25 protein-coding genes and 1 other RNA gene are annotated in these 25,978 nt (G+C 64.1%); 17 read left to right on the top strand and 9 right to left on the bottom strand.

The genetic code is table 11. From position 1 onward, the window contains the following. Nucleotides 1-56 precede the first annotated feature (56 nt). From mraY to rsmI, 9 genes are all read right to left on the bottom strand, one after another. Entirely contained in the window at nt 57-1,157 is a 1,101-nt protein-coding gene (gene mraY / locus ASD22_RS09685; RefSeq protein ID WP_056082372.1) for a phospho-N-acetylmuramoyl-pentapeptide-transferase, read from the bottom strand. Continuing rightward, entirely contained in the window at nt 1,147-2,529 is a 1,383-nt protein-coding gene (gene murF / locus ASD22_RS09690; RefSeq protein WP_056082377.1) for a UDP-N-acetylmuramoyl-tripeptide--D-alanyl-D-alanine ligase, read from the bottom strand. Before murF ends, mraY begins: the two co-directional genes overlap by 11 nt. Next, entirely contained in the window at nt 2,526-4,040 is a 1,515-nt protein-coding gene (locus ASD22_RS09695; protein ID WP_056082379.1) for a UDP-N-acetylmuramoyl-L-alanyl-D-glutamate--2,6-diaminopimelate ligase, read from the bottom strand. Before ASD22_RS09695 ends, murF begins: the two co-directional genes overlap by 4 nt. Further along, nucleotides 4,037-5,848: a penicillin-binding protein 2 gene (locus ASD22_RS09700; RefSeq protein ID WP_056082382.1), complete on the bottom strand. Its 1,812-nt coding sequence runs from the start codon at nt 5,846-5,848 to the stop codon at nt 4,037-4,039. Before ASD22_RS09700 ends, ASD22_RS09695 begins: the two co-directional genes overlap by 4 nt. Next, complete coding sequence (gene ftsL / locus ASD22_RS09705; protein ID WP_007080234.1) at nt 5,848-6,117, bottom strand: cell division protein FtsL; 270 nt, start codon at nt 6,115-6,117, stop codon at nt 5,848-5,850. The genes ASD22_RS09700 and ftsL overlap by 1 nt, the downstream gene beginning before the upstream one ends. Further along, complete coding sequence (rsmH, locus tag ASD22_RS09710; RefSeq protein ID WP_056082384.1) at nt 6,114-7,052, bottom strand: 16S rRNA (cytosine(1402)-N(4))-methyltransferase RsmH; 939 nt, start codon at nt 7,050-7,052, stop codon at nt 6,114-6,116. Before rsmH ends, ftsL begins: the two co-directional genes overlap by 4 nt. A gap of 42 nt (nt 7,053-7,094) precedes the next feature. Next, nucleotides 7,095-7,541 (bottom strand): division/cell wall cluster transcriptional repressor MraZ, encoded by a 447-nt coding sequence (gene mraZ, locus ASD22_RS09715; RefSeq protein WP_056082387.1) that lies wholly within the window; start codon nt 7,539-7,541, stop codon nt 7,095-7,097. Nucleotides 7,542-7,853: 312 nt separating this feature from the next. Continuing rightward, an RNA gene (gene rnpB, locus ASD22_RS12830) (RNase P RNA component class A) lies at nt 7,854-8,232 on the bottom strand. Nucleotides 8,233-8,385: 153 nt separating this feature from the next. Continuing rightward, entirely contained in the window at nt 8,386-9,213 is an 828-nt protein-coding gene (rsmI, locus tag ASD22_RS09720) for a 16S rRNA (cytidine(1402)-2'-O)-methyltransferase (RefSeq protein WP_056082389.1), read from the bottom strand. A gap of 84 nt (nt 9,214-9,297) precedes the next feature. Here rsmI and ASD22_RS09725 point away from each other — a divergent pair, with 84 nt between their 5' ends. From ASD22_RS09725 to ASD22_RS09800, 17 genes are all read left to right on the top strand, one after another. Then, complete coding sequence (locus tag ASD22_RS09725; RefSeq protein ID WP_056082392.1) at nt 9,298-11,229, top strand: penicillin-binding protein activator; 1,932 nt, start codon at nt 9,298-9,300, stop codon at nt 11,227-11,229. Beyond that, the gene (locus ASD22_RS09730) at nt 11,229-11,585 is read left to right on the top strand and encodes a YraN family protein (protein ID WP_056082395.1); all 357 of its coding nucleotides are present in this window, start codon (nt 11,229-11,231) and stop codon (nt 11,583-11,585) included. The genes ASD22_RS09725 and ASD22_RS09730 overlap by 1 nt, the downstream gene beginning before the upstream one ends. Nucleotides 11,586-11,948: 363 nt before the next feature. Further along, complete coding sequence (locus tag ASD22_RS09735; RefSeq protein WP_235577633.1) at nt 11,949-12,473, top strand: toxin co-regulated pilus biosynthesis Q family protein; 525 nt, start codon at nt 11,949-11,951, stop codon at nt 12,471-12,473. Beyond that, complete coding sequence (locus tag ASD22_RS09740) at nt 12,473-13,348, top strand: type IV secretion system protein (protein WP_056082398.1); 876 nt, start codon at nt 12,473-12,475, stop codon at nt 13,346-13,348. Before ASD22_RS09735 ends, ASD22_RS09740 begins: the two co-directional genes overlap by 1 nt. Beyond that, the gene (locus ASD22_RS09745; RefSeq protein WP_082520206.1) at nt 13,345-14,112 is read left to right on the top strand and encodes a TrbG/VirB9 family P-type conjugative transfer protein; all 768 of its coding nucleotides are present in this window, start codon (nt 13,345-13,347) and stop codon (nt 14,110-14,112) included. Before ASD22_RS09740 ends, ASD22_RS09745 begins: the two co-directional genes overlap by 4 nt. Then, nucleotides 14,109-15,269: a TrbI/VirB10 family protein gene (locus tag ASD22_RS09750; RefSeq protein ID WP_056082405.1), complete on the top strand. Its 1,161-nt coding sequence runs from the start codon at nt 14,109-14,111 to the stop codon at nt 15,267-15,269. The genes ASD22_RS09745 and ASD22_RS09750 overlap by 4 nt, the downstream gene beginning before the upstream one ends. Before the next feature lie 37 nt (nt 15,270-15,306). After that, nucleotides 15,307-16,338: a P-type DNA transfer ATPase VirB11 gene (virB11, locus tag ASD22_RS09755; RefSeq protein ID WP_056082407.1), complete on the top strand. Its 1,032-nt coding sequence runs from the start codon at nt 15,307-15,309 to the stop codon at nt 16,336-16,338. Nucleotides 16,339-16,350: 12 nt separating this feature from the next. Further along, nucleotides 16,351-17,295 carry a lytic transglycosylase domain-containing protein gene (locus tag ASD22_RS17145; protein WP_200946363.1) on the top strand — a complete coding sequence of 315 codons (945 nt, stop codon included), beginning with the start codon at nt 16,351-16,353 and terminating at the stop codon, nt 17,293-17,295. A 136-nt stretch (nt 17,296-17,431) separates the two neighbouring features. Continuing rightward, on the top strand, nt 17,432-17,827 hold the full coding sequence (locus ASD22_RS09765) for a TrbC/VirB2 family protein (protein WP_056082412.1): 396 nt from the start codon (nt 17,432-17,434) through the stop codon (nt 17,825-17,827). Then, a complete protein-coding gene (locus ASD22_RS09770) occupies nt 17,820-18,128 on the top strand; it encodes a VirB3 family type IV secretion system protein (RefSeq protein WP_056082415.1) in 309 nt (102 codons plus the stop codon). Before ASD22_RS09765 ends, ASD22_RS09770 begins: the two co-directional genes overlap by 8 nt. 51 nt (nt 18,129-18,179) lie before the next feature. Continuing rightward, nucleotides 18,180-20,669, top strand: coding sequence for a VirB4 family type IV secretion/conjugal transfer ATPase (locus ASD22_RS09775; protein WP_056082418.1), 2,490 nt, complete (start codon nt 18,180-18,182; stop codon nt 20,667-20,669). A gap of 34 nt (nt 20,670-20,703) precedes the next feature. Continuing rightward, nucleotides 20,704-21,546, top strand: coding sequence for a hypothetical protein (locus tag ASD22_RS09780; RefSeq protein WP_156458984.1), 843 nt, complete (start codon nt 20,704-20,706; stop codon nt 21,544-21,546). A gap of 112 nt (nt 21,547-21,658) precedes the next feature. Then, complete coding sequence (locus tag ASD22_RS09785) at nt 21,659-22,783, top strand: type IV secretion system protein (RefSeq protein WP_056082424.1); 1,125 nt, start codon at nt 21,659-21,661, stop codon at nt 22,781-22,783. Further along, on the top strand, nt 22,780-23,271 hold the full coding sequence (locus ASD22_RS16405) for a DUF4189 domain-containing protein (RefSeq protein ID WP_162245070.1): 492 nt from the start codon (nt 22,780-22,782) through the stop codon (nt 23,269-23,271). Before ASD22_RS09785 ends, ASD22_RS16405 begins: the two co-directional genes overlap by 4 nt. 151 nt (nt 23,272-23,422) lie before the next feature. Beyond that, entirely contained in the window at nt 23,423-23,749 is a 327-nt protein-coding gene (locus ASD22_RS09790) for a hypothetical protein (protein WP_056082427.1), read from the top strand. Nucleotides 23,750-23,978: 229 nt separating this feature from the next. Beyond that, complete coding sequence (locus tag ASD22_RS09795) at nt 23,979-25,349, top strand: FAD-linked oxidase C-terminal domain-containing protein (RefSeq protein WP_056082430.1); 1,371 nt, start codon at nt 23,979-23,981, stop codon at nt 25,347-25,349. Nucleotides 25,350-25,369: 20 nt separating this feature from the next. Then, on the top strand, nt 25,370-25,954 hold the full coding sequence (locus ASD22_RS09800) for a uracil-DNA glycosylase family protein (protein WP_056084113.1): 585 nt from the start codon (nt 25,370-25,372) through the stop codon (nt 25,952-25,954). The last annotated feature ends 24 nt before the right edge of the window (nt 25,955-25,978 follow it).

The following is a 25,978-nucleotide window of genomic DNA, read 5'->3' on the forward strand; positions in this document are numbered from 1 at the left end:
AGCCGGCGCGCACGTGCCGTTCCTATTCCCGATTCCCGATTCCCGATTCCCGGCCATCACCGCACCTTCAACGTGGCGAGGCCGATCAGCACCAGCACCACCGAGATGATCCAGAAACGCACGATCACCCGGGGTTCCGGCCAGCCTTTCAGTTCGAAGTGGTGATGGATCGGCGCCATGCGGAAGATGCGTTTGCCGGTGAGCTTGAAGCTGGCCACCTGCAACATCACCGACACGGTTTCCATCACGAATACGCCGCCCATCACCAACAGCACGATCTCCTGGCGCACGATCACTGCCACGCAGCCCAGTGCCGCGCCCATCGCCAGCGCGCCCACGTCACCCATGAACACCTGCGCGGGATACGTGTTGAACCACAGGAAGCCCAGTCCCGCCCCCGACAACGCGCCGGTGAAAATCGCCAATTCGCCCGCGCCAGGAATGGAGGGAATGCCCAGGTATTCGGAGAACACCTTGTTGCCGGCCAGGTAGGCGAACACGCCCAGCGCGCCGGAAACCAGCACGGTCGGCATCACGGCCAGGCCATCCAGGCCATCGGTGAGGTTCACCGCATTGGAGAACCCCACCATCATGAAGTACGCCACCACCACGAAGAACAGCCCCATCGGCAGCACCACATGCTTGAACAGCGGCACGTACAGCGCGGTCTCCGCCACCGGCAGCGTGCCGGTCGCGTGGGGTGCGGTGTAGTACAGGAACAACGCGGCGCCGAGGCCGAACACGGACTGCCAGAAATATTTCCAGCGACTGGCCAGGCCGCGGCTGTCCTTCAGCACCAGCTTGCGGTAGTCGTCGTAGAAACCGATCACGCCGAAGGTCAGCATCACCGCCAGCACCACCCACACGTAGCGGTTTTGCAAGTCGGCCCAAAGCAGCGTGGCGACGCTCACCGACAGCAGGATCATCACCCCGCCCATGGTCGGCGTGCCGGCCTTGACCAGGTGCGTCTGCGGGCCATCGCTGCGCACCACCTGGCCGGCTTTCAGCGCGCTCAGCTTGCGGATCAGTGCCGGGCCCAGCAGCAGCGACACCGACAGCGCGGTGAGCGCGGCCATGATCGCCCGGAAGGTGATGTACTGAAACAGATGCGGTGCCACGAAGTGGCGCGACATCCATTCGGCCAGTTCATAAAACATCGGACGTGCCCTCCTTCGCGGGGCCGGACGCGCCCGAAGGCTGCGCCAGCGCCACCACTACCTGTTCCATGCCGGCCGAGCGCGAACCCTTCACCAGACAGGTCACGCCCGGATGCAGTTGCGAGCGCAGCGCCGCGATCAGCGCGGGCTTGTCGGCGAAATGCGTCGCACCGTCGCCGAACGCCTCGACCGTGGCCGCGCCCAGCGGGCCGACCGCGAACAACCGTTCCACCCCGCGCTCGCGGGCGCGTTGTCCTACCGAGGCGTGCAGGGCACGCGCATCGGCGCCCAGTTCCGCCATGTCGCCCAGCACCAGCCAGCGCTCGCCTTCGGCCAGCAGCAGCGTGTCGATCGCCGCCAGCATCGAGCTGGGGTTGGCGTTGTAGCTGTCGTCGATCACCGTCCAGCCACCGGCCGTCACCTCGCGACGAAGCCGGCCGGGTACGCCTTCGGCCGATTGCAGCCCCGCCACGATGGTGGCCAGCGGCACCTCCAGCGCCAGCGCGATGGCGCTGGCGGCCAGCGCATTGGCGATGTTGTGGCGACCGGGCAGCGGCAGCGAAACCTCGGCCTCGCCAACCGGCGTCTGCAGCACGAAACGCGATCCATCCGGGCGCTGCTCCAGGATGCGGGCGCTCACGTCGGCCGCATGATCCAGCCCGAAATGCAGCAGCTTGCGGCCACCGGCCAGGCCATCGAAAAAGCTGGCGAACGCATCGTCGGCGTTGACGATCGCCACGCCGTCGGCGGGCAGCGCCTGATACAGCGCGCCCTTGGTTTCGGCCACGCCTTCGATGCTGCCCATGCGCTCCAGATGCGCCGGCGCAATCAGGTTGACCACACCGACGTCGGGCCGCGCGATGGCTGCCAGATAAGCGATGTCACCCGGTTTGCCGGCGCCCATTTCCAGCACCGCGAACTGGGTGTCGAGCGGCATCGCCAGCAGGCTCAGCGGCAGGCCCAGCTCATTGTTGTAATTGCCCGCGCTGACGTGGGTACGGCCGTGCCGTGCCAGGATCGAGGCGGTCAGCGTCTTGACGGTGGTTTTGCCGTTGGAACCGGTGATGCCCACCACGCGCACATCGCGCTGCGCGCGCACCGCGCTGGCCAGGTCGCCCAGGGCCAGTGCGCTGTCGTCCACCACGATCTGCGGTAGTTCGTGCTCCAGCTTGTGCGTCACCATGGCGGCGACGGCACCGCGGGCGGCCGCGTCGGCCAGGTAGTCATGGCCATCGACGTGCTCGCCCTTGATCGCCACGAACAGGTCGCCGGGCTTCACCCGGCGCGTGTCGATGACCACGCCGGTGACCTTGGCGTCGGCGCCGTGCAGGCGGCCGTGGGTCCACATGGCGATGGTGTTCGCGGACATCATGCGCGCGGCTCCCGGCGTTCCAGCGCGGCTTGCGCCACGGCCATGTCGTCGAAGGGATGCTTGCCGGCGGCGTCTTCCTGGTAGGGCTCGTGGCCCTTGCCGGCGATCAGCACCACGTCGCCGGCGTGCGCGTCGCGCAGCGCGAGGGCGATCGCCGCGGCGCGGTCGCGTTCGATCGTCGTACCCTCAGGCATGCCGGCCACGATCTGCGCCACGATGGCGTCACCGTTTTCGCGGCGCGGGTTGTCGTCGGTGACGATGGCCACATCGGCCAGTCGCGCCGCGATTTCACCCATCAGCGGGCGCTTGCCGGCATCGCGCTCGCCGCCGCAGCCGAACACGCAGATCAGGCGGCCGGCGCAATGCGCGCGCAGCGCGGTCAGTGCCTGATCCAGCGCATCGGGCGTGTGCGAATAGTCCACCACGACCAGCGGCAGATCGCCCTGCCCGCCGAGGCGGCTCATGCGGCCGGGCACCGGCTGCAAGTTCTCAAGTGCGGCGACGATGCGCTCGAACGGCTCGCCCAGAGCGCCAAGGCAAGCGGCCACCGTGAGCAGGTTCGCCACATTGAAACGCCCCAGCAGCGGGCTCTTGACGGGCGCGGCACCCCACGGCGTGCGCAGGTCGAAGCTGAGCCCGTTGGACGAGGTGACGATGGTGCTGGCGGCGACATCCGCATCTGCGCTGTCGGCCATGCTGGTGCGCAGCGGCTGCACAGCGCCATCGAGCTGCGCCAGCAGTTCGGGACCGAACGCGTCATCCAGGTTGATCACGGCGGCGCCGAGGCTGGGCCACGCGAACAGCTTGGCCTTGGCCGCGCCGTAAGACGCCATGTCACCGTGGTAGTCCAGGTGGTCGCGGGTCAGGTTGGTGAAGGCAGCCACGTCGAAATCCACCGCGGCCACGCGATGCTGCGCCAGCGCGTGCGAGGACACCTCCATCGCCACATGGCTCACGCCCGCATCGCGGAATTCCGCCAGCAGCCGATGCACGGCCACCGCATCGGGCGTGGTGCGCTCGCCCTCGTGCAGCTGCCCGTGCACACCGGCGCCGAGTGTGCCGATGGTGGCGCTGCGATGGCCCAGGAAACTCAGCGCCTGCGCCAGCATCTGCACGCACGACGTCTTGCCATTGGTACCGGTGACACCCACCACGCGCATCGCTTCGCTGGCGCGCCCGTAAAGGCGCGCGGCGATCTCGCCGACCTGCGAAGCGAGGTGGTCGATCCACACCACCGGCACGCCTTCGATCGCCTCCGAGGACGAGGTGTCGATGTCGGCCGGTACCGGCGCCTCGGCCAGCACCACCGATGCGCCGCGTTGCACGGCGACGGGGGCGAAACGGATGCCATGCGTCTGCGTGCCGCGCAAGGCGACAAAGGCATCGCCGCGCACGATCTGGTGCGAGTCGATGGCGAGCCCGGTGATCGAAAGGTCACGCGCGCCGGCTACCTGTGCCAGCGCCGTATCGCCGATGCCCAGCAACAGGCGGTCGAGACGATGCATGCTCATGGCGCACCCTCGTCGATGGGTGCGTCATCGATCGGCACATCAGCCGGTGGGTTACTGCCAACCAGGCCACCTGCACCTTGCAGCGGGCCACCCACGTACCAGCGGCCCACGTTGTCCGGCGGCACGTCCAGCAATCGCAGCGCGCCTTCCATTACCTTGGCGAACACCGGCGCGGACACCATGCCGCCGTAGTAGCTGCGCTTTTGCGGGTTGTCGATCACCACCACACCGACCAGCCGCGGGTTCGACGCGGGCACGATGCCGGCGAACGCGGCGGTGTAATTGCTCTTGGAATAGCCGCCGGCGTTGGCCTTGTGCGCCGTACCCGTCTTGCCCGCCACGCTGTAGTTGGGGATGCGTGCCTGCGGCGCCGTGCTGCCGGGCCCGGTCACCGTTTCCATCATGCGCACCAGCTCATGGGCCACTTTCGGCGAGATGATCTGCTTGGTGGGGCCGTCGCTGTCCTTGATGAAGGCGGGCGTGTGCATCAGACCGCCATCGGCGATGGTGGCGTAGGCGTTCGCCAGCTGCAGCACGGTCACGTTGAGGCCATAGCCGTAACCGAGGATGGCCTTTTCCAGCGGCCGCCAGTCACGCCCGATCCGCAACAAGCCGGACGCCTCGCCCGGAAAGCCGCTGTTGGTGCTGTTGCCGAAACCGAAGCCACGATAAGTGTCGTACATCAACGTGGTATCCAGCGACATCGCGATGCGCGCCGCGCCCACGTTGCTGGATTTGGTGATCACGCCGGTGGGCGTCAGCAGCCCGTAGTTGTGCGTGTCATGAATGTCGTGGCCCTGGAAATACCAGTGGCCGCCGGTGGTGTCGATGATCGGCGTGGTGGGCGTGTACTGGCCGCTGGACAGCGCCGCCGCCATCAGGATCGGCTTGATCGTGGAGCCGGGTTCGAGCAGGTCGGTCATGGCCCGGTTGCGGCGCTGGCCGGGTTGGCTGTCGTTGAGCGCGTTGGGGTTGTAGGCCGGCAGGTTGACCATCGCCAGCACTTCGCCGTTGCGCGCGTCGAGCACCACCATCGAGCCGGAGTCGGCCTCGAATTTCTCCAGCGCGTTCTTCAGCTCGTTGAAGGCGAGGAACTGGATGCGCCGGTCGATGCTGAGCGTGAGGCTCTGCCCCGGCTTGGGCGCGCGCACCTGCTCCACGTCTTCCACCACGTGACCCATGCGATCGCGGATGACGCGCTTGGCGCCGGGCTTGCCGGACAACCAGTCGTCATACGCCAACTCCAGCCCTTCCTGGCCGTGGTCATCGATGTTGGTGAAGCCGAGCACGTGCGCGGTCAGCTCGCCCGACGGGTAATAGCGCTTGAACTCGCGCTGGCCGTTGATGCCCGGGATGCCCAGATCCAGTACGGCCTGCGCCGCTTCCGGCGCCATCTGCCGGCGCAGGTACACAAACTCGCGCTCGGAGCGCTGCGCCAGCTTGTTTTTCAGCTCGGCGGCATCGACACCCAACGCCCGCGCCAGCGCGGGGATGCGCTCTTCATTGGCCAGCACTTCGGGCGGATTGGCCCAGATCGAGGTGACCGGGGTGGACACCGCCAGCGGTGCACCGTTGCGATCGAAGATGGTGCCGCGCGATACCGGGATCGGCATTTCGCGCAGGAAGCGGGCGTCACCCTGACGCTGGTAGAACGCCTTGCGCACCACCTGCAGATCGAACGCGCGCGCCACCAGCCCCAGCCCGCTGAGGCTCAGCAGGGACACCACGATCAGCATGCGCTTGCGTGCGCTTGGGCCGGCCGCGTGGCGGCGGCCTTGCGGTGCGGCGATGTGATTGCGCCAGCCCATCAGCGCAGCAACCTGACATCTTGCGGACGCGGATCGACCATGCCGAGCTTCTCGCGCGCCTCGGCATTGATGCGGCTGGGGTCGGCCTTGGTGGCCTGCTCCAGTTCCAGCTTGCCGAACTCGATGTTCAGCTCGTCGCGCTGGTTTTGCAGCGCCGTGAGGCTGACGAACAGCACGCGGCTTTCGTGGCGCGTCCACACCACGCCCAACGCGCTGGCCAGCACGGCAACCAGCAACAGCAGGGTGGCGATGGCGCCGACTGCCTTCATGCGCCTTCCTCCGCCAGCCTTTCAGCCACGCGCAACACCGCCGAGCGCGAACGCGGATTGGCCGACAACTCGTCCGCCGAGGGGAATTGCGCCTTGCCCACGGCCTTCAGGCACGCCGGCGCGGCCTGCACCGGCGGGCCGCGGCGGGAGTTCTGCACGCGGCCGGACTGATCACGGATGAACTGCTTGACCGCGCGATCCTCCAGCGAATGAAAGCTGATTACCGACAGGCGGCCGCCCGGGTTGAGCCGCGACAGCGCCGCATCGAGGCCGTCGTGCAAGGCATCCAGCTCGCCGTTGACGCGGATGCGCAGCGCCTGGAACGTGCGCGTGGCCGGATGCTTGCCCGGCTCGCGCCGGCCCACCACGCGTTCGCACAACGCCGCCAGCTGGCCGGTACGGGTGAACGGCGTGGCGTCGCGATCGGCCACGATGGCACGGGCGATGCGCCGGCCGTGGCGCTCCTCGCCGAACGTCCACAGGACGTCCATGATCTCGCGCTCGCTGGCGTGGGCCAGGAATTCCGCCGCGCTTTCGCCGCGGCTGGTGTCCATGCGCATGTCCAGCGGGGCATCCGCCATGAAGCTGAAACCACGCGCGGCTTCATCCAACTGCGGCGACGACACGCCCAGGTCGAGCAGCACGCCATCGAGGCCAGGGGCGGTTTCGTCCCACTCGGCCAGGCTGGAGAAATTGGCATGGCGGATGGACACGCGCGGATCGGCGGCGAATTCGGCCTGCGCCGCGGCGATCGCCTGCGGGTCACGATCCATCAACAGCAGCCGACCGTCGGGGCCCAGGCGCGACAGTACGGCGCGGGCGTGACCGCCGCGTCCAAAGGTTCCGTCGAGATAACGCCCGTCAGAACGCACGGACAGACCCTCCACCGCTTCGCCCAGCATCACCGGGATGTGCCGCAAAACTTGCTCGGCCATGCCGCACTCCCGCCCTCATCCCACGTGTGTTGCCGCGCCCGCTTACAGGCGCAGTTCGGCCATTTCGTCTGTGATGTCGTTCTCGCCGATCGTCTGGCGGGTTGTCTTCAGGTGCTCCTGTTCGCTCCACAACTCGAATTTGTCGCCCATGCCCAGCAGCACCGCCTTCTTCTCGATGCCGGTGGTGGTGCGCTGACTGGCGGGCAGCAGGATCCGCCCGGCCCCGTCCGGTTCGACCACGGCCGCCGCACCCACCAACTTGCGTTGCAGGTTGCGGTGCTGGGCCCGGACGCTGGGGAGCGCATTGACCGAGTCGCGCACGCGCTCCCATTCGGCATACGGGAACAGCCACAAACAACCTTCGTCGAACGGGTTGTAGGTGATCACCAGACGGTTGCCACACTCGCCCGCCACCTGTTCCCGATACGCAGTCGGAATGGCCAGGCGGCCCTTGTCGTCGACGGTGATGGCGGTCTCGCCCTGGAACACGGTGTCAGAACTCCACTAAAACCCACGATTTCACACAGGAACCCACGATAGTCTCGCCCTATGAGACTGTCAAGGGAATTTCGCTTGTGAATCAAGGAGTAAAGGCAGAATGCTGACCGTACGTGCAGGAGTTTATGAGCTATGCCGGCAAGGTGGTTGAATGCAGGGAGTTTTCTTATCGGGAGCCGCCACCCTTTTCAGGCCAAATCGGCGCCGTTGCAGGGTTTTCCGGGGGGCGGGGATGAATCGGCGTTCACACAACAAACCGCCGGCGCGTGAATCCACGCGCCGGCGGTTTATCAGGCAAAAAAGAGGTGGAGTCGGCCTGTAAGCCGGGTTCTGTACGTCTTGCGACGCGACAGTCATTCCTCTCGGCCAGGCGTCGCCGCCTGGCTCCAGCAACCTACCCGGGAACAACGCGGGCCGCGTTATCGTTCCCCTATTTGGTCTTGCTCCGAGTGGGGTTTACCGTGCCGTACGACGTTGGCCCCGTACGCGGTGCGCTCTTACCGCACCCTTTCACCCTTACCTGTGCCCGAGCTACCCGAAAGTAGCCATGGCCATCGGCGGTCTGCTCTCTGTTGCACTGGCCGTCGGCTCACGCCGCCCAGGAGTTACCTGGCACTCTGCCCTGCGGAGCCCGGACTTTCCTCGATGCGCTTGCGCGCGACGCGACTGTCCGGCCGACTCCATGAGGAAGTGTAGCGCGAAGCGCTATCAATACTTCCCTCTCCCCCTGGGAGAGGGTGCCCGCAGGGCAGGAGAGGGTGCGCAGGTAGCCGCGCGCCTTCAACAGGAAACCGCAAAGCGTCGCGGCTGAAGCCGCTCCTACAACAGCTGGTGACTACCCCTCATACAACAGCTTCCGCGCCGCCCCGCTGATCGCCGCCGCCAGCTTCGCCGCCTTGGCCGGCGGCAGCTCCTCGCGCAGGATCGCGAAAATGCGCCGGCCTTCGGCCAACTTCGCGTCAGCCTCCTCGCCGCGGCCGGCCACCACGATCACATGCTCGCCGCGTTGCTGGTCGGGGTCGGCGACGACGTGCGCGGCCAGCTCCGCCAGCGGCTCGCCCAGCACGGTCTCGAACATCTTGGTCAGTTCGCGCGCCAGCACCGCCTCGCGCTCGGCACCGAACACGTCGCGCATGTCGGCCAGGCTCTCGGCCACGCGGTGTGACGACTCGTAGAAGATCAGCGTGCGCGTCTCGCTCGCCAGCTCCTGCAGACGACTGCGCCGTGCGGCGGCTTTCGATGGCAGGAAACCCTCGAACACGAACCGGTCACTGGGCAGGCCAGCCACCGACAACGCCGCGATGGCCGCGCAGGCGCCCGGCACCGGAATGCAGCGGATGCCGGCCGCCCGTGCCGCGCGCACCAGCCGGAACCCGGGGTCACTGATCAACGGCGTGCCCGCATCGGAAATCAGCGCGACGGATTCGCCGCCCTGCAGCCGCCGCACGATCGCATCCACCACCTCGCGCTCGTTGTGCTCGTGCAAGGCCACCAGTGGCGTCGCCACATTGTGGTGTTGCAGCAGCGGCCGGCTGTGGCGGGTGTCTTCGGCCGCGATCACCGCCACCGCGCGCAAGGTCTCGATCGCACGGGCGGACAAATCATCGCGATGGCCGATCGGGGTGGCCACCACCCACAGGCATGCGGGTTGAATTGCTGACATCGGGGAAGCTCCTGCGCCGTGGGTCGCGCGAATACGATCGGCTATGATCGCGCATTGCCGACCATGACGAACAAGGGACCTCCCATGCACCTCATGCGCCCGATTCGCGCCGCCGGATTCTGCCTGCTGGCGGCGCTGGCCTTGAGCGCCTGCGTACCCGGCAACGTGCAGCGCACGCCGGAGGAAACCGCCGCGGCGCAAAGCGCCAATGCGCTGGCCCAGCGCGGGCAGTTCGATCAGGCCGCACAGGCCTATCTCGCGCTGGCCGCGCAATCACCGGGGCGCGCCGATGAATACCGCCTGCTGGCCGCCGAAGCCTGGCGCCAGGACGGCCACATCGCGCAGGCCGCCCCCACCATGGCGGCCATCAACCGGCGGCGTTTGCGCGGTGACGAACCGTTTCGCCTGGACCTGTTGCAGGCCGAGCTGGCACTGGAACGCAACGATGCGGCAACCGCATTGCAGATCACCCTGCACCCGAGCATGGGCGCGCCCGATGCCTACCTGACGCGGCTGCTGGAACTGCGCGCGCGCGCCATGGCCGCCAGCGGCGATCGCTGGGGCAGTGCGCGTACGCGGGTGGGGATGGATACGCGGCTGACCGGCCTCGACCAGAGCCAGAACCGCCAGCAGATCCTCGACCTGCTCACCCAGCTCGGCGTGGGGCCGCTGCAGCGACGCGCGTCCGCAATGCAGCCGGGCAGCCGCATGCTGCCGTGGGTCAATGAAGCGCTGAGCCAACTCGGCGTGGCCGTGGCCCGTCCGCAGCCAACCCTGCAACAGCCGGTCGGCACCTTGTTGCCGGGGGCCGATGCCAACGTTCGCGAAGGCTACAAAGTCCCCGCGCACCTGGCCTTGCTGCTGCCCGCCAACGGCAACTACGCGGCGGCCAGCAGCGCCATCCGCCAGGGTTTTTTCGCGGCCTACCTCGACGCAGCGCGCAACCATGCACCACGACCCAGCGTGCGGGTCTATGACAGTCTGGGCAGCCCCGACGGCGCCGTGAAAGCCTACCGACAGGCCGTCAGCGATGGCGCACAGCTGGTCGTGGGCCCGCTGACACGCACGGAAGTGGCGGCCGTATTCGCCCAATCGCCGCTGCCGGTGCCGCTGCTGGCGCTGAACCACCCCGACGACAAACAGCTGCCTGCCGGCGACGTCAGCGAATTCGGCCTGCTGCCGGAAACCGAAGGCGCGCAAGCGGCCGACCACATGGTCGAACGCGGCATCCACCATGCCTATGTGCTGACCTCCGACGACGACTTTGCCCAGCGCGCGGCCAGCGCGTTCAAGGCCGAGATGGAATCCCACGGCGGCGACGTATCCGGCCGCACCATCCTGCCCAACGGCTCGGTGACCTATACCGATGCCATCGCCAGCCTCAAGATTCCGGGCGCCGGCACGCCAGCGACTCCTGTCGCAAACCCGGCCACCACTGACGACACCACCATCACCACCGTGCCGGCGCCTGTCAGCGACACCGGCATCTTCATCAGCATGCGGCCTGCCCAGGCACGCCTGCTGGTGCCGCAGTTGAAGATCGCCAACGTCACCCTGCCGATCTTCGCCACCTCGCACGTCTACGCCGGCGTGGACGACACCAGCGCCAATGGCGATCTGGACGGCGTGGAATTCTGCGACGCGCCGTGGCTGTTCGATGCCCAATCCGGCCTGCCGCGCCACGACGATGTGGCCAACCTCCTGCCCACCGCCCGCGGCGGCGCCGCGCGGCTGTTTGCGTTCGGCATGGACGCATGGAATCTGGTGCCGTACCTCGACTGGCTGCGCGACCACCCCGGCAGCTACCTGCCCGGCGCCAGCGGCCAGCTCACCGCCGACCAGTTCGGTCGCGTGCGGCGCGTGCTGATCTGGGCAAGATTCCAGGGCGGCCTGGCCCGGCCGCTGGGCGGCAGCCTGCAGATGGACGAGGTACCGGTCACCGTGCCGCCCGTCGGCGACACACCCGCACCCACCACCAGCACGTCCGCGCCAGCCAGCCAGCCCGTCAACTACTGATGCGCGCCGCCGGCGACGTCTTCGAGCGACGCGCCCGCGCCGAACTCGAACGGGCCGGCCTCAGCTGCCTCGCGCAGAACTTCACCACCCGCCACGGCGAGCTCGACCTGGTGATGCGCGACCGCCACACCATCGTCTTCGTCGAAGTGCGCTACCGCAAAAGCGCCACTCATGGCGATGCCGCGGCGTCGGTCACGCCGACCAAGCAGGCGAAGCTGATTCTCGCCGCACAGCAGTGGCTGGCCGCGCATCCGCAACACGCGAAGCTGCCGTGCCGGTTTGATGTGATGAGTTATGACGGCCCGGCCGGGGCAATATCGCAACAGTGGTTGCGCGGCGCGTTCGAAGCGGCCTGATCTATCCCTGCCGGCATCCGCCGACTTCCCCGCCCGCTCCGGGCCGCCCGTCCGTAGGAATAGGACTACGTCCTTCGGCGCATTTCTATGACTACCCCTACGCAAAACGCTTACTTGGCCGTCTAGACGTCTGTTCTATATTCACGGCTCCAAAACCGAGGCACGTTCAGCGGCTTTGTCGCCGATACACACGACGAAGTTTCCGCCGACCGGGGGCTTGCACGAACGTGCCCGACTCAACATGCAATTCGTGGCGCAGCTAGGGACCGGCTGTCGCAACGGTGAATCGGATTCGGGAAGGCCTTTCCCGGACAGGGGGATCGAATGGAATCGACGTGCGGGAGCTTGTTCTCCACCACCATCATGGCGAATCGGGAAGTAGCGACCGATGGCATCGGCCGAACCCGTCGCACCTCCCTTCCTTGCAGCTTCATCTTCAGGACCGGCCTGATCATCGCGGCTGGCGCCCTGGCCGCGTGCGGAACACCTCCCGCCAAGAACTTCGGTGGACGCTGGAAGGCCGTCAATCATTTTCAGGCACAACCCACCGAAATTCCGCTGGTAGCGGACTACACCTACTACGCGGCACCGATGGATGGGACGCTCAAGACCATGCTGGTGCGTTGGGCAAACGACTCCGGGCGCGAGCTGTCGTATCAGCTTCCCTTTGACGTCACCCTCTACACGCCGGTATCGAGTATTCACACCACCAGCATCGACAGTGCCGCGCAGCAGCTGACACAGATCTACACCGCGCAACACGTGCACGTTTCCGCAACCGATCAAAAAATACTGGTGCTCGCTTCCGACGCCGCCAGCCGTGGCGGCCCTCATCCGAAGATCGCTTCAACGGCACCCACTCCGGCCGAACACGCGGGTGCCAAGTGATGCCGAACAAGAAGCCTTCCTCCGGCCGGAAAGTCGACGAAGCGGTTTCCAGGTCCGTCAATTTCGAGCTGACTCTTGCCGACATCGCCCGGCGCAGTGAACGACGAGCGTGGTACGTGGCGTTCGCTGCCATGGCGATGGCGCTGATTCTTGCCGGCGGCTATTTCTACATGCTGCCGTTGAAGCAGAAAGTCCCTTATCTCGTCATGGCGGATGCCTATACCGGCACCGCCACCGTCGCCCGCCTCGATGGCGATTTCGCCATGCGCGGCATCACCACGCGTGAGGCCGTCAACCGCAGCAACGTCGCGCATTTCGTGCTGGCCAGGGAGTCCTATGACCAGGCTCTGGTGAACCTGCGCGACTGGAAAACCGTGCAGACGATGGCGTCCGGCGGGGTCAAGGCCGAATACATGGCGATGTTCTCGTCGACCAACCCGGACAGCTGGGTCAAGCAGTACGGGCCGTATCAATCCATCCGAATCAAGTTGCTCAGTATCCAGCTGGTGGGTGGCGGTCGTGGCAAGACGCCCCGGGGCGCGACCGTGAGGTTCCAGCGCAGCCTTTTCAACAAATCGAGCGGGGCGACCCGGGCGATCGACAACAAGATCGCCACCATCGAATTCACGTACAAGCAGAACCTCGAAATGGATGACCAGAACCGCATCGAAAACCCGCTGGGATTCTGGGTCACCAGCTATCGCGTGGACGATGATTACGCCACCGCGCCACCGGCGGAGATTCCCGGGCCGCCCATCGCATCAACAGCTGGCGCGCAAACCGACATCGCCCCTGTGGCGCCGGCGGCTACCGCCGTCACCCTGCCAGGGCCGGCGATGGCCACTGACTCCGCCACGGGAGCATCACGCCAATGAATCGATCGGTCCTCTGGCGTCTTGGAGCCATCCTGTGCATCGCCGCCACCGCCGCGCCTTCAGCGGCAACGGCACAGGTGCTGACGCGTTATCAATTCAAGCCGGACAGCATCTACCCGGTGAACACCGGCCTGGGCATCACCACCCAGATCGAGCTCAGCCCCAATGAAAAAGTGCTCGACTACAGCACGGGTTTCAGCGGCGGCTGGGACCTCACCCGCCGCGAAAACGTGTTCTATCTGAAACCCAGAAACGTGGACGTGGACACCAACATGATGGTGCGTACCGCCACGCACTCGTACATCTTCGAACTGAAGGTGGTGGCCACGGACTGGAAAACATTGGCGCAGGCCCGCCGCGACGGCGTGCAGTACAAGATCGCCTTCAGCTACCCGGCCGACACCAGCTTCGCCAATCAGAAGAAAAAGCAGCTGCAGGCGACGGCGCAGAACAGCGCCCTGTTGCCCGACCGCAGCTACAACTTCAATTACGACTACGCCACCAAGAGCAAAGCGGCCCCATGGCTGATCCCCGCCAACGTTTATGACGATGGCCGCTTTACGTACATCCGGATGAGTGACCTGAAGGCCTTTCCCACCGGCGACTTCCCTGCCGTCTACATGCGCGAGCAGGAGAAGAGTGAGGACTCGCTGGTGAACACCACGGTGGAGGGCAACACCATCGTCGTCCACGGCACCTACAACTATCTCGTCATCCGCCACGGCAGCGACGTGGTTGGCCTGCGCAGGAATACCAGAAAGTGAATACTCCCCCGTATCCCGACGGCGAGCGCATGGGCAACGACGCGGCGGCTCCAGCCAACCCCTACGCCAACCAGTACCAGCGCAGCGCCGAACCCGACCTGGACGCCAGCGCCCCCTCGCTGCAGAGCAGCGAACTGAGACAGATGAACCGCCGCGCACTATTCCTGCTTGGCGCGGTGGTGCTGCTGCTGTTGTTCCTGGCGTACTGGATGGTCAGCGGCGTCGGCAAGAAGGATGAACGTGCCAAGCCGCGCGAGGAAAAGGTGACGGTGGCGGACGCCCCCACATCGATGGCCTTGCCGCCACTGCCTCCCGCCGCAGCGCCAGCGGCGCCAACACCGCAGCCGGCTCCTCAATCCATCCCGCTGTTGCCTACCTCGACAGCCATGTCGGCGAGGCCGATGCCGGCGGCGCCCAGTGGCCCCACCTTGTTGCAGCGGCGCATCGCCGCCAGCAGCATCGATACCGGCGGTGGCGAACCGTCCAATCCACTCACGGCAGCGGGGATCGTCGGAAAGAAGCTGCCTGGCGATGTTGATTCAAAACCCACCAGCGCCCAATCGCTGCCGCACCCCGACACGCTGATGCAACGCGGAACCTACATCCGCTGTGTGCTGGAGACGCGCATCGTTTCGGATATCCCCGGTTTCAGCACCTGCCTGGTCACCGAGCCCGTCTATTCCTTCAACGGCCATACCTTGCTGCTACCCAAGGGCTCGAAGTTGTTGGGCAGTTACAGCGGCGGCCCCACGGGCGATCGCGAAGCCGTGATCTGGGATCGCATCATCACCCCCACCGGCATCGACGTGAACATGTCCAGCCCCGGCATCGACAACCTCGGCGGTGCAGGCCTGCCCGGCTATTACGACGCCCACTGGGGCAAGCGCATCGGATCGGCCTTGCTGATCAGCCTGCTCAGCGACGCCTTCAAGTACGAGGCCGCCGAACACGGGCCGCGCAACACCACCATCAGCAATGGCCTGGTGACCCAGACCCCGTTCGAAAGCAACACCGCCCAAACCATCCAGAACCTGGCCAATCAGGCCGTGCGCGAGGCCGCCAACCGGCCGCCGACCGTCACCATCAACCAAGGCACGGTCATCTACGTCTACGTGACCAAGGATGTGGATTTCAGCGGCGTGGTCGCCCGCTCCTGACGCCATCGTCAATCAACGGAATGACAGAAAGCACGTAATGGAAGACGTCACCACCCACATCTCGCATGACTTTCTCGACTACCAGTACGAGGTGCTGGGCGTGCGCGAATACATGGCATCTGCCGACGTCACCGAGATCTGCATCAACCGCCCGGGCGAGCTCTATCTGGAGAGCCGCGGCAACTGGCAGCGGGTGGAAGTACCCACGCTCACCTTCGAGCGGGCGCGGCAGTTCTGCACGGCAGTGATCAACGAAAGCAACACCGGCCAGCGCATCACTGACGTGGATCCGGTGGTGTCGCTGACCTTTCCCACCGGCCAGCGCGCCCAGTTCGTGATTCCACCGGCCTGCGAAGCGGGCTTCGTCTCGATCACCATCCGGCTACCGTCCAAACAGCTCAAGACGTTGCAACAGTACGAAAGCGACGGCTTTTTCGACCAGATCGTGGAAATAGGTCACGGCCTCAGCGAGTTGGACACCCAGCTCCTGGAGCTTCGCGCCGCCCGCCGCTACGCGGACTTCTTTCGCCAGGCCGTGCTGGGCAAGAAAAACATTGTGGTTTCCGGCGCCACCGGCAGCGGCAAGACCACCTTCATGAAGTCACTGGTCAACCATATTCCCGCCGATGAACGTCTGGTCACCATCGAGGACGCGCGCGAGCTTTTCATCGACCAGCCAAACGTGGTGCACCTGCTTTATTCCAAGGGTGGGCAGAGCGCCAGCAACGTTACCGCCAAAAGCTGCATGGAAGCCTGCCTGCGGATGAAACCCGACCGCATCATCCTGGCGGAGCTGCGCGGTGACGAGTCGTTCTACTTCATCCGCAACTGCGCCTCGGGCCACCCCGGCTCTATCACCAGTTGCCACGCCGGCAGCACCAAGCAGACCTGGGACCAGCTCGCGCTGATGGTCAAGGCCTCGGCCGAGGGCGCCGGGCTGGAATTCAACACCATCAAGCGTTTGCTGATGATGACCATCGACATCGTGGTGCACATCAAGGCGCACGGCGGGCGCCGCTGCATCACCGGCATCGACTTCAACCCGCAGCGCGCTCACGAGGAGCACTGAATGCTGCCCGGGATGGAAATGCTGGCCTGCCCCAACCTCGCAGTCTCGCCCGAGGTGATGCAGCACATCGTGCATGTCGAATCCAGCGCCAACCCCTACGCCATCGGCGTGGTCGGCGGCCAGTTGGAGCACCAGCCCGGCAGCCTGCCCGAGGCGTTGGCGACCGTCCGGATGCTGGACGCCAAGGGTTACAACTTTTCCCTGGGTCTTGCCCAGGTGAATCGCGCCAACTTTGATCGTTACGGGCTCGATTCCTACACGAAGGCCTTCGACGCCTGCGCCAATCTTTCGGCCGGCGCACGGATTCTGGCGGACTGCCATACCCGCGCGCACGGCGATTGGCCCAAAGCCTTCAGTTGCTATTACTCGGGCAATTTCACCACGGGTTTCCGCGACGGCTACGTACAAAAGATCTACGCGTCGATCGACCACCAGGCCGGCAAACCGGTGAACCCGGCCGGTGCCGCACCGGCACCCGTCGGAACCACTGCGCGGCGCGCGCCACCAGCGGCCACACCGATGAATGTGGTGACAAGCCGCCATGTCGATCTCAAACCCGTCACCGTCTACGCCCCCCGCGGAGCCAACTATCGCGCGGCTCTACGCAGCATGGCGATCGACGCCACCGCTGCAGCAACGGTGCCTGCGACCGCGGCGATGGCCGACGCCCCCTCACCAACGCGGACGCCAACGTCAGATGGCGGCAGGACTGCGTTGCTGGCATCCCGCCAGTCGAACGTGCCTGGAAAGCCCACTTTCCCTCAGCGACAGGGCGCGGCCGACGGCAGTTCACCTGATGACGCCGTGTTCGTGCCCGAGGTGCGCGGACCTGATGATTTGCCTGGCATCTCCGCCTCCGCCCGAACCCGGATCACGGCACAAACAGGGCGTTCCAATCCCGGCGTTGATCCCGCCAACCCACGCCAGGAGCAGCGCGATGCCGCTTTTGTCTTCTGACGGGACCAGACCCAGTCCATCCCATCACATTCTTTCCAACCAGCGTGCACCTCGGTTCGCGTTGTCCTGGCCTCACGGCCGTCCAAGCGTCACGGGGCAACCCGGGACTTCAATCATCAAGAAAAGGAAAACTTAGATGGCCATCCAATCACCCAACGAAAGCATTCTCCACTCGCAGCGCACGCGTCTTTTCATGGTCATGTGCATCATGACCCTTATCGTGATGCCCGGTCTGGCGCTTGCACAGGACGCAGGCGCAACCATCGATACAACCTGCAACTTCGCCTCGAACATCCAGAAAATCCTCAATGCGCTGTCCATCGTCGTCGTCACCATCGCCGTGATTTTTTCCGGCTATCAGATTGCCTTCGCGCACAAGCGCATCGGTGATGTCGCACCCGTCATGATCGGTGCCGTGCTGATCGGCGCCGCCGGACAGATTGCCAAGATGTTCCTGGGTACCAGCGCGGGAGCTGACGCCTGCAAACCGACGGCGGACCTGCTCACGCACATCCTCACCAACTATGTATAAAAACCCGCTATTTCGCGGCTGCACCCGCCCGCCAATGTTCATGGGCGTGCCATATGTGCCCTTTTTCATGGGGGCGGGCGGGTGTTTTCTGCTGGCGGTCTACACCAACTTCTTCTATTTGCTGCTGCTGCCGGTGGTGATCTTCATCATGCGGCAAATGGCACGCCGCGATGAAATGATCTTCCGGTTGCTCGGCTTGCGCTTGCAGTTCCGCACGCGGGTAAGAAACCCGGGGGACAACGATGGCATGTGGGTATTCACCCCCAACAACCATCGCGGCCAAGGCAAGGACAAACCGTAGTTATCCCAGATGGCCTGGCCTTCAACACCAGGCATCACCCCGGACCGGACCATGGCCAAACCAAGCTTTACACCCGACACCCCCATCGCGGAATTCCTGCCGTTGTCGACGCACGTCTCACCCACGGTGCTGAAGACGACCGGCGGGGATTTCCTGCTGGTGTGGCGCCTCGGCGGGCTGCCGTTCGTGGGGCGCGAAGAATGGGAGATCGAGCACCGCCACAACGGCTTCAACCGCCTCTTGCAGACATTACGGGCGCCGGATTTCGTCAACGTGGCGTTCTGGGTGCACGACGTACGTCGCCGTCGCCGCTTGAAGGATCACAGCCGCTTCCGCCAGAGCTTCAACCAGCAGATGTCCGATGCCTATTACGAGGCCTTGTCGACGCAAAAGCTGATGCAGAACGAGTTGTACCTGACCATGCTGTACCGGCCCATCGTCAGCGGCAAACGCTTCGCGGAAAAATCCAGCGATATCGGACGCCTGGAGTCGCAGCAGCTCGACGCCGTAAACACCATGCTGGAACTGGCCGGCAACGTGGAAGCGGTGCTCAAGGACTACGCACCCTACCGCCTCGGCATGTACGAGGCGAGCAACGGCGTGGTGTTCTCCGAAGCGCTGGAATTCTACGGCTATCTTCTCAATCGGATCGACGAGCCGGTGCCGGTACTTGACGCACCTGTCTACAACTACCTTGCCGTGAGCAAGCAGCGCTTCTCGGCCAAGACCGGCGATTTCGTCATCACCACGCCGGAAGGCAAGAATCACTTCGGTGCCATCCTCAACATCAAGGAATACACCGACAGCACCTACCCGGGCATTCTCAACGGGCTGAAGTATCTGGATTTCGAGTACGTCATCACCCATTCCTTCAGCCCCATGGGTCGGCAGGACGCGCTCAAGGCGCTGGATCGCACCAAGGGCATGATGGTGTCCTCCGGTGACAAGGCCTTCAGCCAGATCGCCGAGCTGGACCACGCCATGGATCAGCTGGCCTCAGGCAACTTCGTGCTGGGCGAGTACCACTTTTCCATGGCGATCTACGCATCAAGCCAGGAAGCGCTTTCGCAGCAGATCGCCACCACCCGCGCGGAACTCTCCAACGCCGGCTTCGTCACGGTGAAGGAAGACCTGGCCGTCACCGCGGCGTTCTACGCGCAGTTTCCGGGCAACTGGAAATACCGCACCCGGCTGGCCAACGTCAGCTCGCTCAACTTCCTGGGTCTGTCGCCCCTGCACAACTTCGCCACGGGCAAGAAGGAAAACAATCCCTGGGGCAACTGCGTCACCACCCTGCAGACCACCAACGGTCAGGCCTACCACTTCAACTTCCACGCCACCCACCCCGCGGAAAACTCGCTGGGCGAAAAGGCCATCGCCAACACCATGGTCATCGGCAAGTCCGGTACCGGCAAAACCGCACTGATCAACTTCCTGCTGAGCCAGGTACAGAAGCTCGAGCCGTCACCCACCATCTTCTTCTTCGACAAGGACCGCGGCGCGGAGATTTTCGTGCGCGCTTGCGGCGGCAACTACCTTGCGCTGGAAAACGGCAAGCCCACCGGGTTCAACCCGTTCCAGTGCGAACACACCGAAGCCAACGTGCAGTTTCTGGCCGAGCTGGTGAAGGTGATGGTGGGCAAGAGCGTCTACAGCTCGCGCGAGGAAGAGGACATCTTCCGCGCCGTCGAAAGCATCCTCGACACCCCGATGCATCTACGCACCATGACCAACTTCCAGAAAAGCCTGCCCAACATGGGTGATGACGGCCTTTTCATCCGCATGCGCAAGTGGACGGCTGGCAATTCGCTGGGTTGGGTTTTCGACAACCCCATCGACACCATCGACCTGGAAAAGGCCAACATCATCGGCTTCGACTACACCGAGCTGATCGACAACCCCGAAGCGCGCGTACCCGTCATCAACTACCTGCTGCACAAGCTGGAAGCGCTCATCGACGGTCGCCCGCTCATCTACGTGATGGATGAGTTCTGGAAGATTCTCGATGGCAAGGGCGGCCTCAAGGACTTCGCCAAGAACAAGCAGAAAACCATCCGCAAACAGAACGGCCTGGGCATCTTCGCCACCCAGAGCCCCGAAGACGCGCTCGCCAGCGACATCGCGGCCGCCCTGATCGAACAGACGGCCACCATGATCCTGCTACCCAACCCCAACGCGAGTCGCGATGACTACGTGGGTGGGCTGAAGCTGACAGACGCCGAGTACCAGGTTGTCGTAAGTTTGGATGAACGCTCGCGTTGCTTCCTGGTCAAGCAGGGCCACGCCAGCGCCGTCTGCCAACTCAACCTGCGCGGCATGGACGACGCCTTGGCCGTGATCTCGGCCTCCACCGACAACATCGAGATCATGCACGAGGTGCTTGCAGAACGCGCAGAAGCCGAAGGCCTACCTGTCGAGGGGCTTCTTCCCGAGCAGTGGCTGAGTCGGTTCTATGAAACCCGCAAGGGAAGCGGTAAATCCAAGCCCAGGCCGTCTGACCCGCAGTCCGCCACCCGAGCCGCAAGCGCGGTCGTACGTTAGGCCGTCGCCAACGGCAACACGAGAGGAATGCATCATGACCAACTCAAGCACTCATACGACGCCTTCCAGCTTGAGGATCAACCATATCTGTCTGGTCACGTTGTCTGTGGTTCTACTCGTCGGCCTCTTCGCTGGAACCGCTCATGCCCAACAAGCAGTCGCGGTGACAGACCGCACGGTCGAAAACAACACCAGTGACATCAAAAAGAATACCGGTGACATCAGAACAAACACTGGCGATATCAAAAAGAACACCAACAACATCAGCAAGCAGATTGGCGGTAGCACCTCTGGTGGCTCCGACACAACCAATGGGCACCTGAAAAATATCGATACCTTAGGCGCTGCTCCCTCCAACGCGCTCAGCACCGTTGCCAAACCCGACGTCGATTTGGACACCATTACTCAAGGTACAGATGCCGGTTCGTGCGGTGGGCGTGCCACGGCGCAACAACAGAACTGCAAGGACATTCTCAGTACCAAGAACGCACAATTCACGTACATGAAAGCCATGTACGACATGGCGATCGAGCGGCAAACCACCTTGAACGATCTGCAAAGCGCGCGCCGCAATCTAGGCACGGAAGACTTCGGAAAACTGCAGGACAACACCAATCAGATCCTCACCCTTATTGCGCAAATACAGATCGATCACCAGAAAATGGAGTCCGTCAACAACGCCTACGCAGCACGCCTGACATACCTTCAGAACCAACAGACTCAGTTGGCAAAGTCGGCAACCGCACCCAGCTCGGCCACCATCATCAGCAATGTTGCTTCGCAAGCAATCGCTGGCATCGTCCTGAAAGGTGCATTGGACATCCAATCATCGGACGACACCAAGCCCTTGAGCATCGAGAATTCAAATGGCTGGTAGGAGACGCGTCGCGTCCAGTATTGCTTACATTGCAAATAAGCGAACGATCCGACGCATGGTCCACGCCTACCATTGTTCCGCCAGAAATACGCTCGGCAAGGAAGCCTGACCCATGGGATCGTTCGTTTTTTTCACCATCATAAACGAGTGGTTGAGCAACGAGATCTACAGCTTCCAGGGTGGGCTGTTGACGCGCATGACACTGCTCATCAGCGGCATCGCGTTGGTTGTTCTGACGATCTGGATCATGGTCCACGGCTATCGCGCCGTCACGGGTCAGTCACAGCAGCCAATGATGGTTCTGGTCGGCGATTCGTTGCGTGCAGTGGTAGTCGTGATGGCGGCCACCTCAATGGGCGTGGCTGGTTCACAGCTGTACTGGACACTGACTGACGGTACTTCCACCGCAATCGTGCAGGTGGTTACCGGCAACAACAGCGGGCCATTCCAGAAGATTGACGACAACCTTGCCGCAATGCAGATAGCCATGTCCACTATCGACACCATTGACGACGGCGGTAACAGCAATATCGCCAATGACCTCGCCCGTGACAAATGGATGTCTGGCATTGGCATCGCCGGTCCAGCTGTGGTTGCTGGCTCCCTATTGTTGCTTAACAAGATCGCGTTGGCGCTGTTCATCGGATTCGGCCCGCTGTTCATTTTGTGTCTACTTTTCAAACAGACCGCATCACTTTTCCAGAAATGGTTGATGTACGGAGTCGGCACGGTGTTTTCGCTGGCCGTCTTAAGCATCATGATTACCATCTCCATGAAAATGTTGGGGGCCATTACCGTCGCCTATATCGGCCAGTACGTCGCGTCGATGGCTTCCCACGGCATCACGGGTGGCGCAATTGATCTGTCTACCGACGGCCTCAACTCCATGGCGCTGCAACAGGGGGGCATCGGCCTGATCCTCACCACTTTGATCATCTCCGCACCGCCCATGGCCGCGGCGTTTTTCCAGGGAACCTTGGGGCAGTTCCAGTCGTATAGCCCATTCGGCCGCACCGGTGAGGGTCCTGCAGCTTGGCGGCAGCAGACTGCACTGGGGCATCATCCCGGTAGTGGCATGTCACCGACATCTAATCAGGATAACGGTCACGCTCGGCCCGGCCAGGCTGCATGGGGTACCCAAGAAACCGGGCGCGGCCACCGGCCAACCAGCAACGCTCAAGCCGTAGGCACTTATGGCTTGGCAAACGGATCGGGTGCCATGGGACCGGGCTCATGAAAATTTTCCTTGCAATGATCTCCCTGATCGCCGTTTTCTACGTGCCTGTGGTCCTGGGGCAATGCGCCACAGGCGTGAACACGGGCGGTCAATGCATTCCACCGGATGCCTTGGGGCCATACAACGGCTCACCTCGATATCGTCAACCGCAAGAACCTATGATCATTTGGGCAGATCGGTGGGGAGCGATCGCCGAAGACCCTCAAATTCTCGGCGCGATCGGGACAGTTGTTGGAAAGAAAAGCAAATCAAAGGCCAAGAAAGATGCGCTGGCCATTTGTGCCCTGCATAACGGAAGAAATTGCAAGATTATGTTGGCTTACTACAACCAGTGCGCGGCCGTCGCAGTGGATGATAGGGGCTTGGCTGTACGCGCCCACGCCTCTACGAGAGAGGAGGCGGAAAACTTGGCACTGACCGGCTTTGATCCGGGCGACAGTAGCACTCTCGTTTACAGCGCATGCAGCCTGCCTGAGCGAATTCAGTAGCACCTGTCAATGAAATACCTTCTTACCGCTCGTTTTACGCAGGGGAGCCCGGCGTAGAAGCGCCGCTCGTCAACAAAAGCACCGGCTTCTGCGTCGGTAGATCAAGCACCTGAAAAAATCCGTTGCAAGGGAATTCAACCGGAGAACCGTCATGAAACTGCGCGCTCTTTTTGCCACCGCTGCCATCGGCGCCTTTGCCAGCCTCACAACCACTCCCGTCTACGCTCAGGACGCCTGCGCAAGCTTTCTCTGCATGGCCGGCAAGACCCAGGGCAAGAACAACGTCCCGGGCTGCGCCTCCCCAGTTCAAGCTTTCTTTTCTCCCAATCTATATATTTACGATGAAGAGAGCATCGATTGGCCTGCCACTTCTGCCAATCGAGCTTTGTTCCTTGCTCAATGTCCCGGCAGCCAAGGTCAGAACTCCGGCGTCCTGACCACAATCATCAGCGAGTACGGCATGGAGGCCTCAGGCTAACTCGGTCTGACGGCAACGCGCTGGCACGGATCATCGACAAGAGCCTCGCCCGCATCTCAAGGGCCTTGGCTACCTTCGGCACGTACAGATCCGACGAGTGCTGTCGAAAGTACCGCCCGCGACGTGCATGGCCAGTTACCTGCCGCTGTCGGCATCATTTCGCTCTCCGTCGCGTGTGATGGCGCTAGGGAAACGGGGGTTGCAATAGGTTCAGCGTTAAACTTGGCAGATGCCGCTCCCGCCCGCTCTGCTCGACAGCCTTCGCTCCACCTTCCCCGCCGATGCGTTCGCCATCGGCGAAGCCGAGCGCATTGCCTATTCCTACGACAACTCGCGCCGGCATGCCTTGCCGGATGCGGTGGTGTTTCCGACGGAGCACGCGCAGGTGGAGGCGCTGGTGCGGGCGTGTCGGGAGCATGGCGTGCCAGTGATCGCGCGGGGCCGCGGCACCAACACTACCGGGGCCACGGTGCCGGTGGCCGGTGGCGTGGTGGTGAGCTTCGAGCGGATGAACCGGATTGTGCGCATTGATCCGGACAACCGCCTCGCGGTGGTGGAACCGGGGGTGCTGAACGCGGATTTGCAGAAGGCGCTGGCGCCGCACGGTTTCTTCTGGCCGCCGGACCCGAGTTCGGCGCCGTGGTGCAGCGTGGGTGGCAACCTGGCGTGCAACTCGGCGGGCCCGCGTGCGGTGAAGTACGGCACGCCGCGGGAGAACACGCTGGGCTTGCGTGCGGTGGCGGGCAGTGGCAAGGGTTTTCGTTGCGGCACTTACACCAGCAAGGGCGCGACGGGTTATGACCTGACCCGGTTGCTGATCGGCTCGGAAGGCACGCTGGCGCTGATCACCGAGGCCACGTTGAAGCTCACGCCGAAACCCTCCGCGGTGCGCACGTTGCGCGCAACTTATCGCGATGTGGGCAGCGCGGCGCGGGCGGTGGCGCGGATCATGGCGCAGCCGGTGACGCCGTGCGCGCTGGAGTTCATCGACGACGTGGCGTTGAAACTGGCGCATGCGCACGGCGGCGACAGTGTGCCGTTGGCCGGCGCGATGCTGATGATCGAGGCGGATGGCGAACCGGCCACGCTGGACAGCGCCGTCGATGCGGTGGCTGCGGCCGCGCGAGGGGACGGGCTGGAGGAGTTGCGAGTGGCGCAAAGCGCCGACGAGACGCGCGCGCTGTGGGCCGCACGCAAGGCACTGTCGCCGGCGCAGCGCACGATCTCGCCCAACAAGATCAACGAGGACGTGGTGGTGCCGGTCAGCCATCTGCCTGCGCTGGTCGACGGGATCAAACGGTTTGCGGCGAAGCACGATGTGTTGATCGTGACGTTTGGCCACGCGGGCAACGGCAACCTGCACGTGAACCTGTTGCCGCGCGACGACGCCGAGCGCAAGCGCGCGCATGCCTGCCTGGCCGAGGTGTTTGCGCTGGTTATCGAGCTGGAGGGCACGCTGTCGGGCGAGCACGGCATCGGCCTGGCGAAGCGTGAGTTCATGCCGCTGGCGGTTCCGGCCACCACGTTGGAATTGATGCGCAACGTCAAGGCGGCGTTCGATCCCGACGGCATCCTCAACCCGGGCAAGTTGTTGCCGTGAGCACGGCGTTGCCCACGAAACTGGAGCGCCTGCTTCGCGAGATTCGCGCCTGCCAGATCTGCGCCGCGCACCTGCCGCATGGCCCGCGGCCGGTGCTGCAGGCATCGGCCACGGCGCGCTTGCTGATCGTGAGCCAGGCGCCGGGACGCAAGGTGCACCTGAGCGGCGTACCGTTCGACGACGTCAGCGGCGACCGCTTGCGCGAGTGGATGCAGATCGATCGCGACACGTTCTACGACGCCAGCCGCGTGGCGATCGTGCCGATGGGTTTCTGCTTTCCCGGCAGCGCGCATGGCGGCGATCTGCCGCCGCGGCCGGAGTGTGCGCCCACGTGGCATCCGCGACTGCTGCCATTGCTGAGCCAGGTGCAACTGACCCTGGTGATCGGGCAGTACGCGCAGATGGGCATGCTCGGCGTACCGCGTGGCACCCGGCTCACCGATACCGTGCAGCGCTGGCGTGATTATCTGCCGAGCGGGCGGTTGCCGCTGCCACACCCCAGCCCGCGCAACCGGCCCTGGGTGATGCACAACCTGTGGTTCGAGACGGAGCTGCTGCCGGTGTTGCGCCAGCGCGTGGCCGACGCACTGGCTGCGCCGCGCTGAAGCGGATCTTATGTAACTCCAATA

The organism is Rhodanobacter sp. Root480, from assembly GCF_001426645.1.
In the GTDB taxonomy this organism is placed as follows: domain Bacteria; phylum Pseudomonadota; class Gammaproteobacteria; order Xanthomonadales; family Rhodanobacteraceae; genus Rhodanobacter; species Rhodanobacter ginsenosidimutans.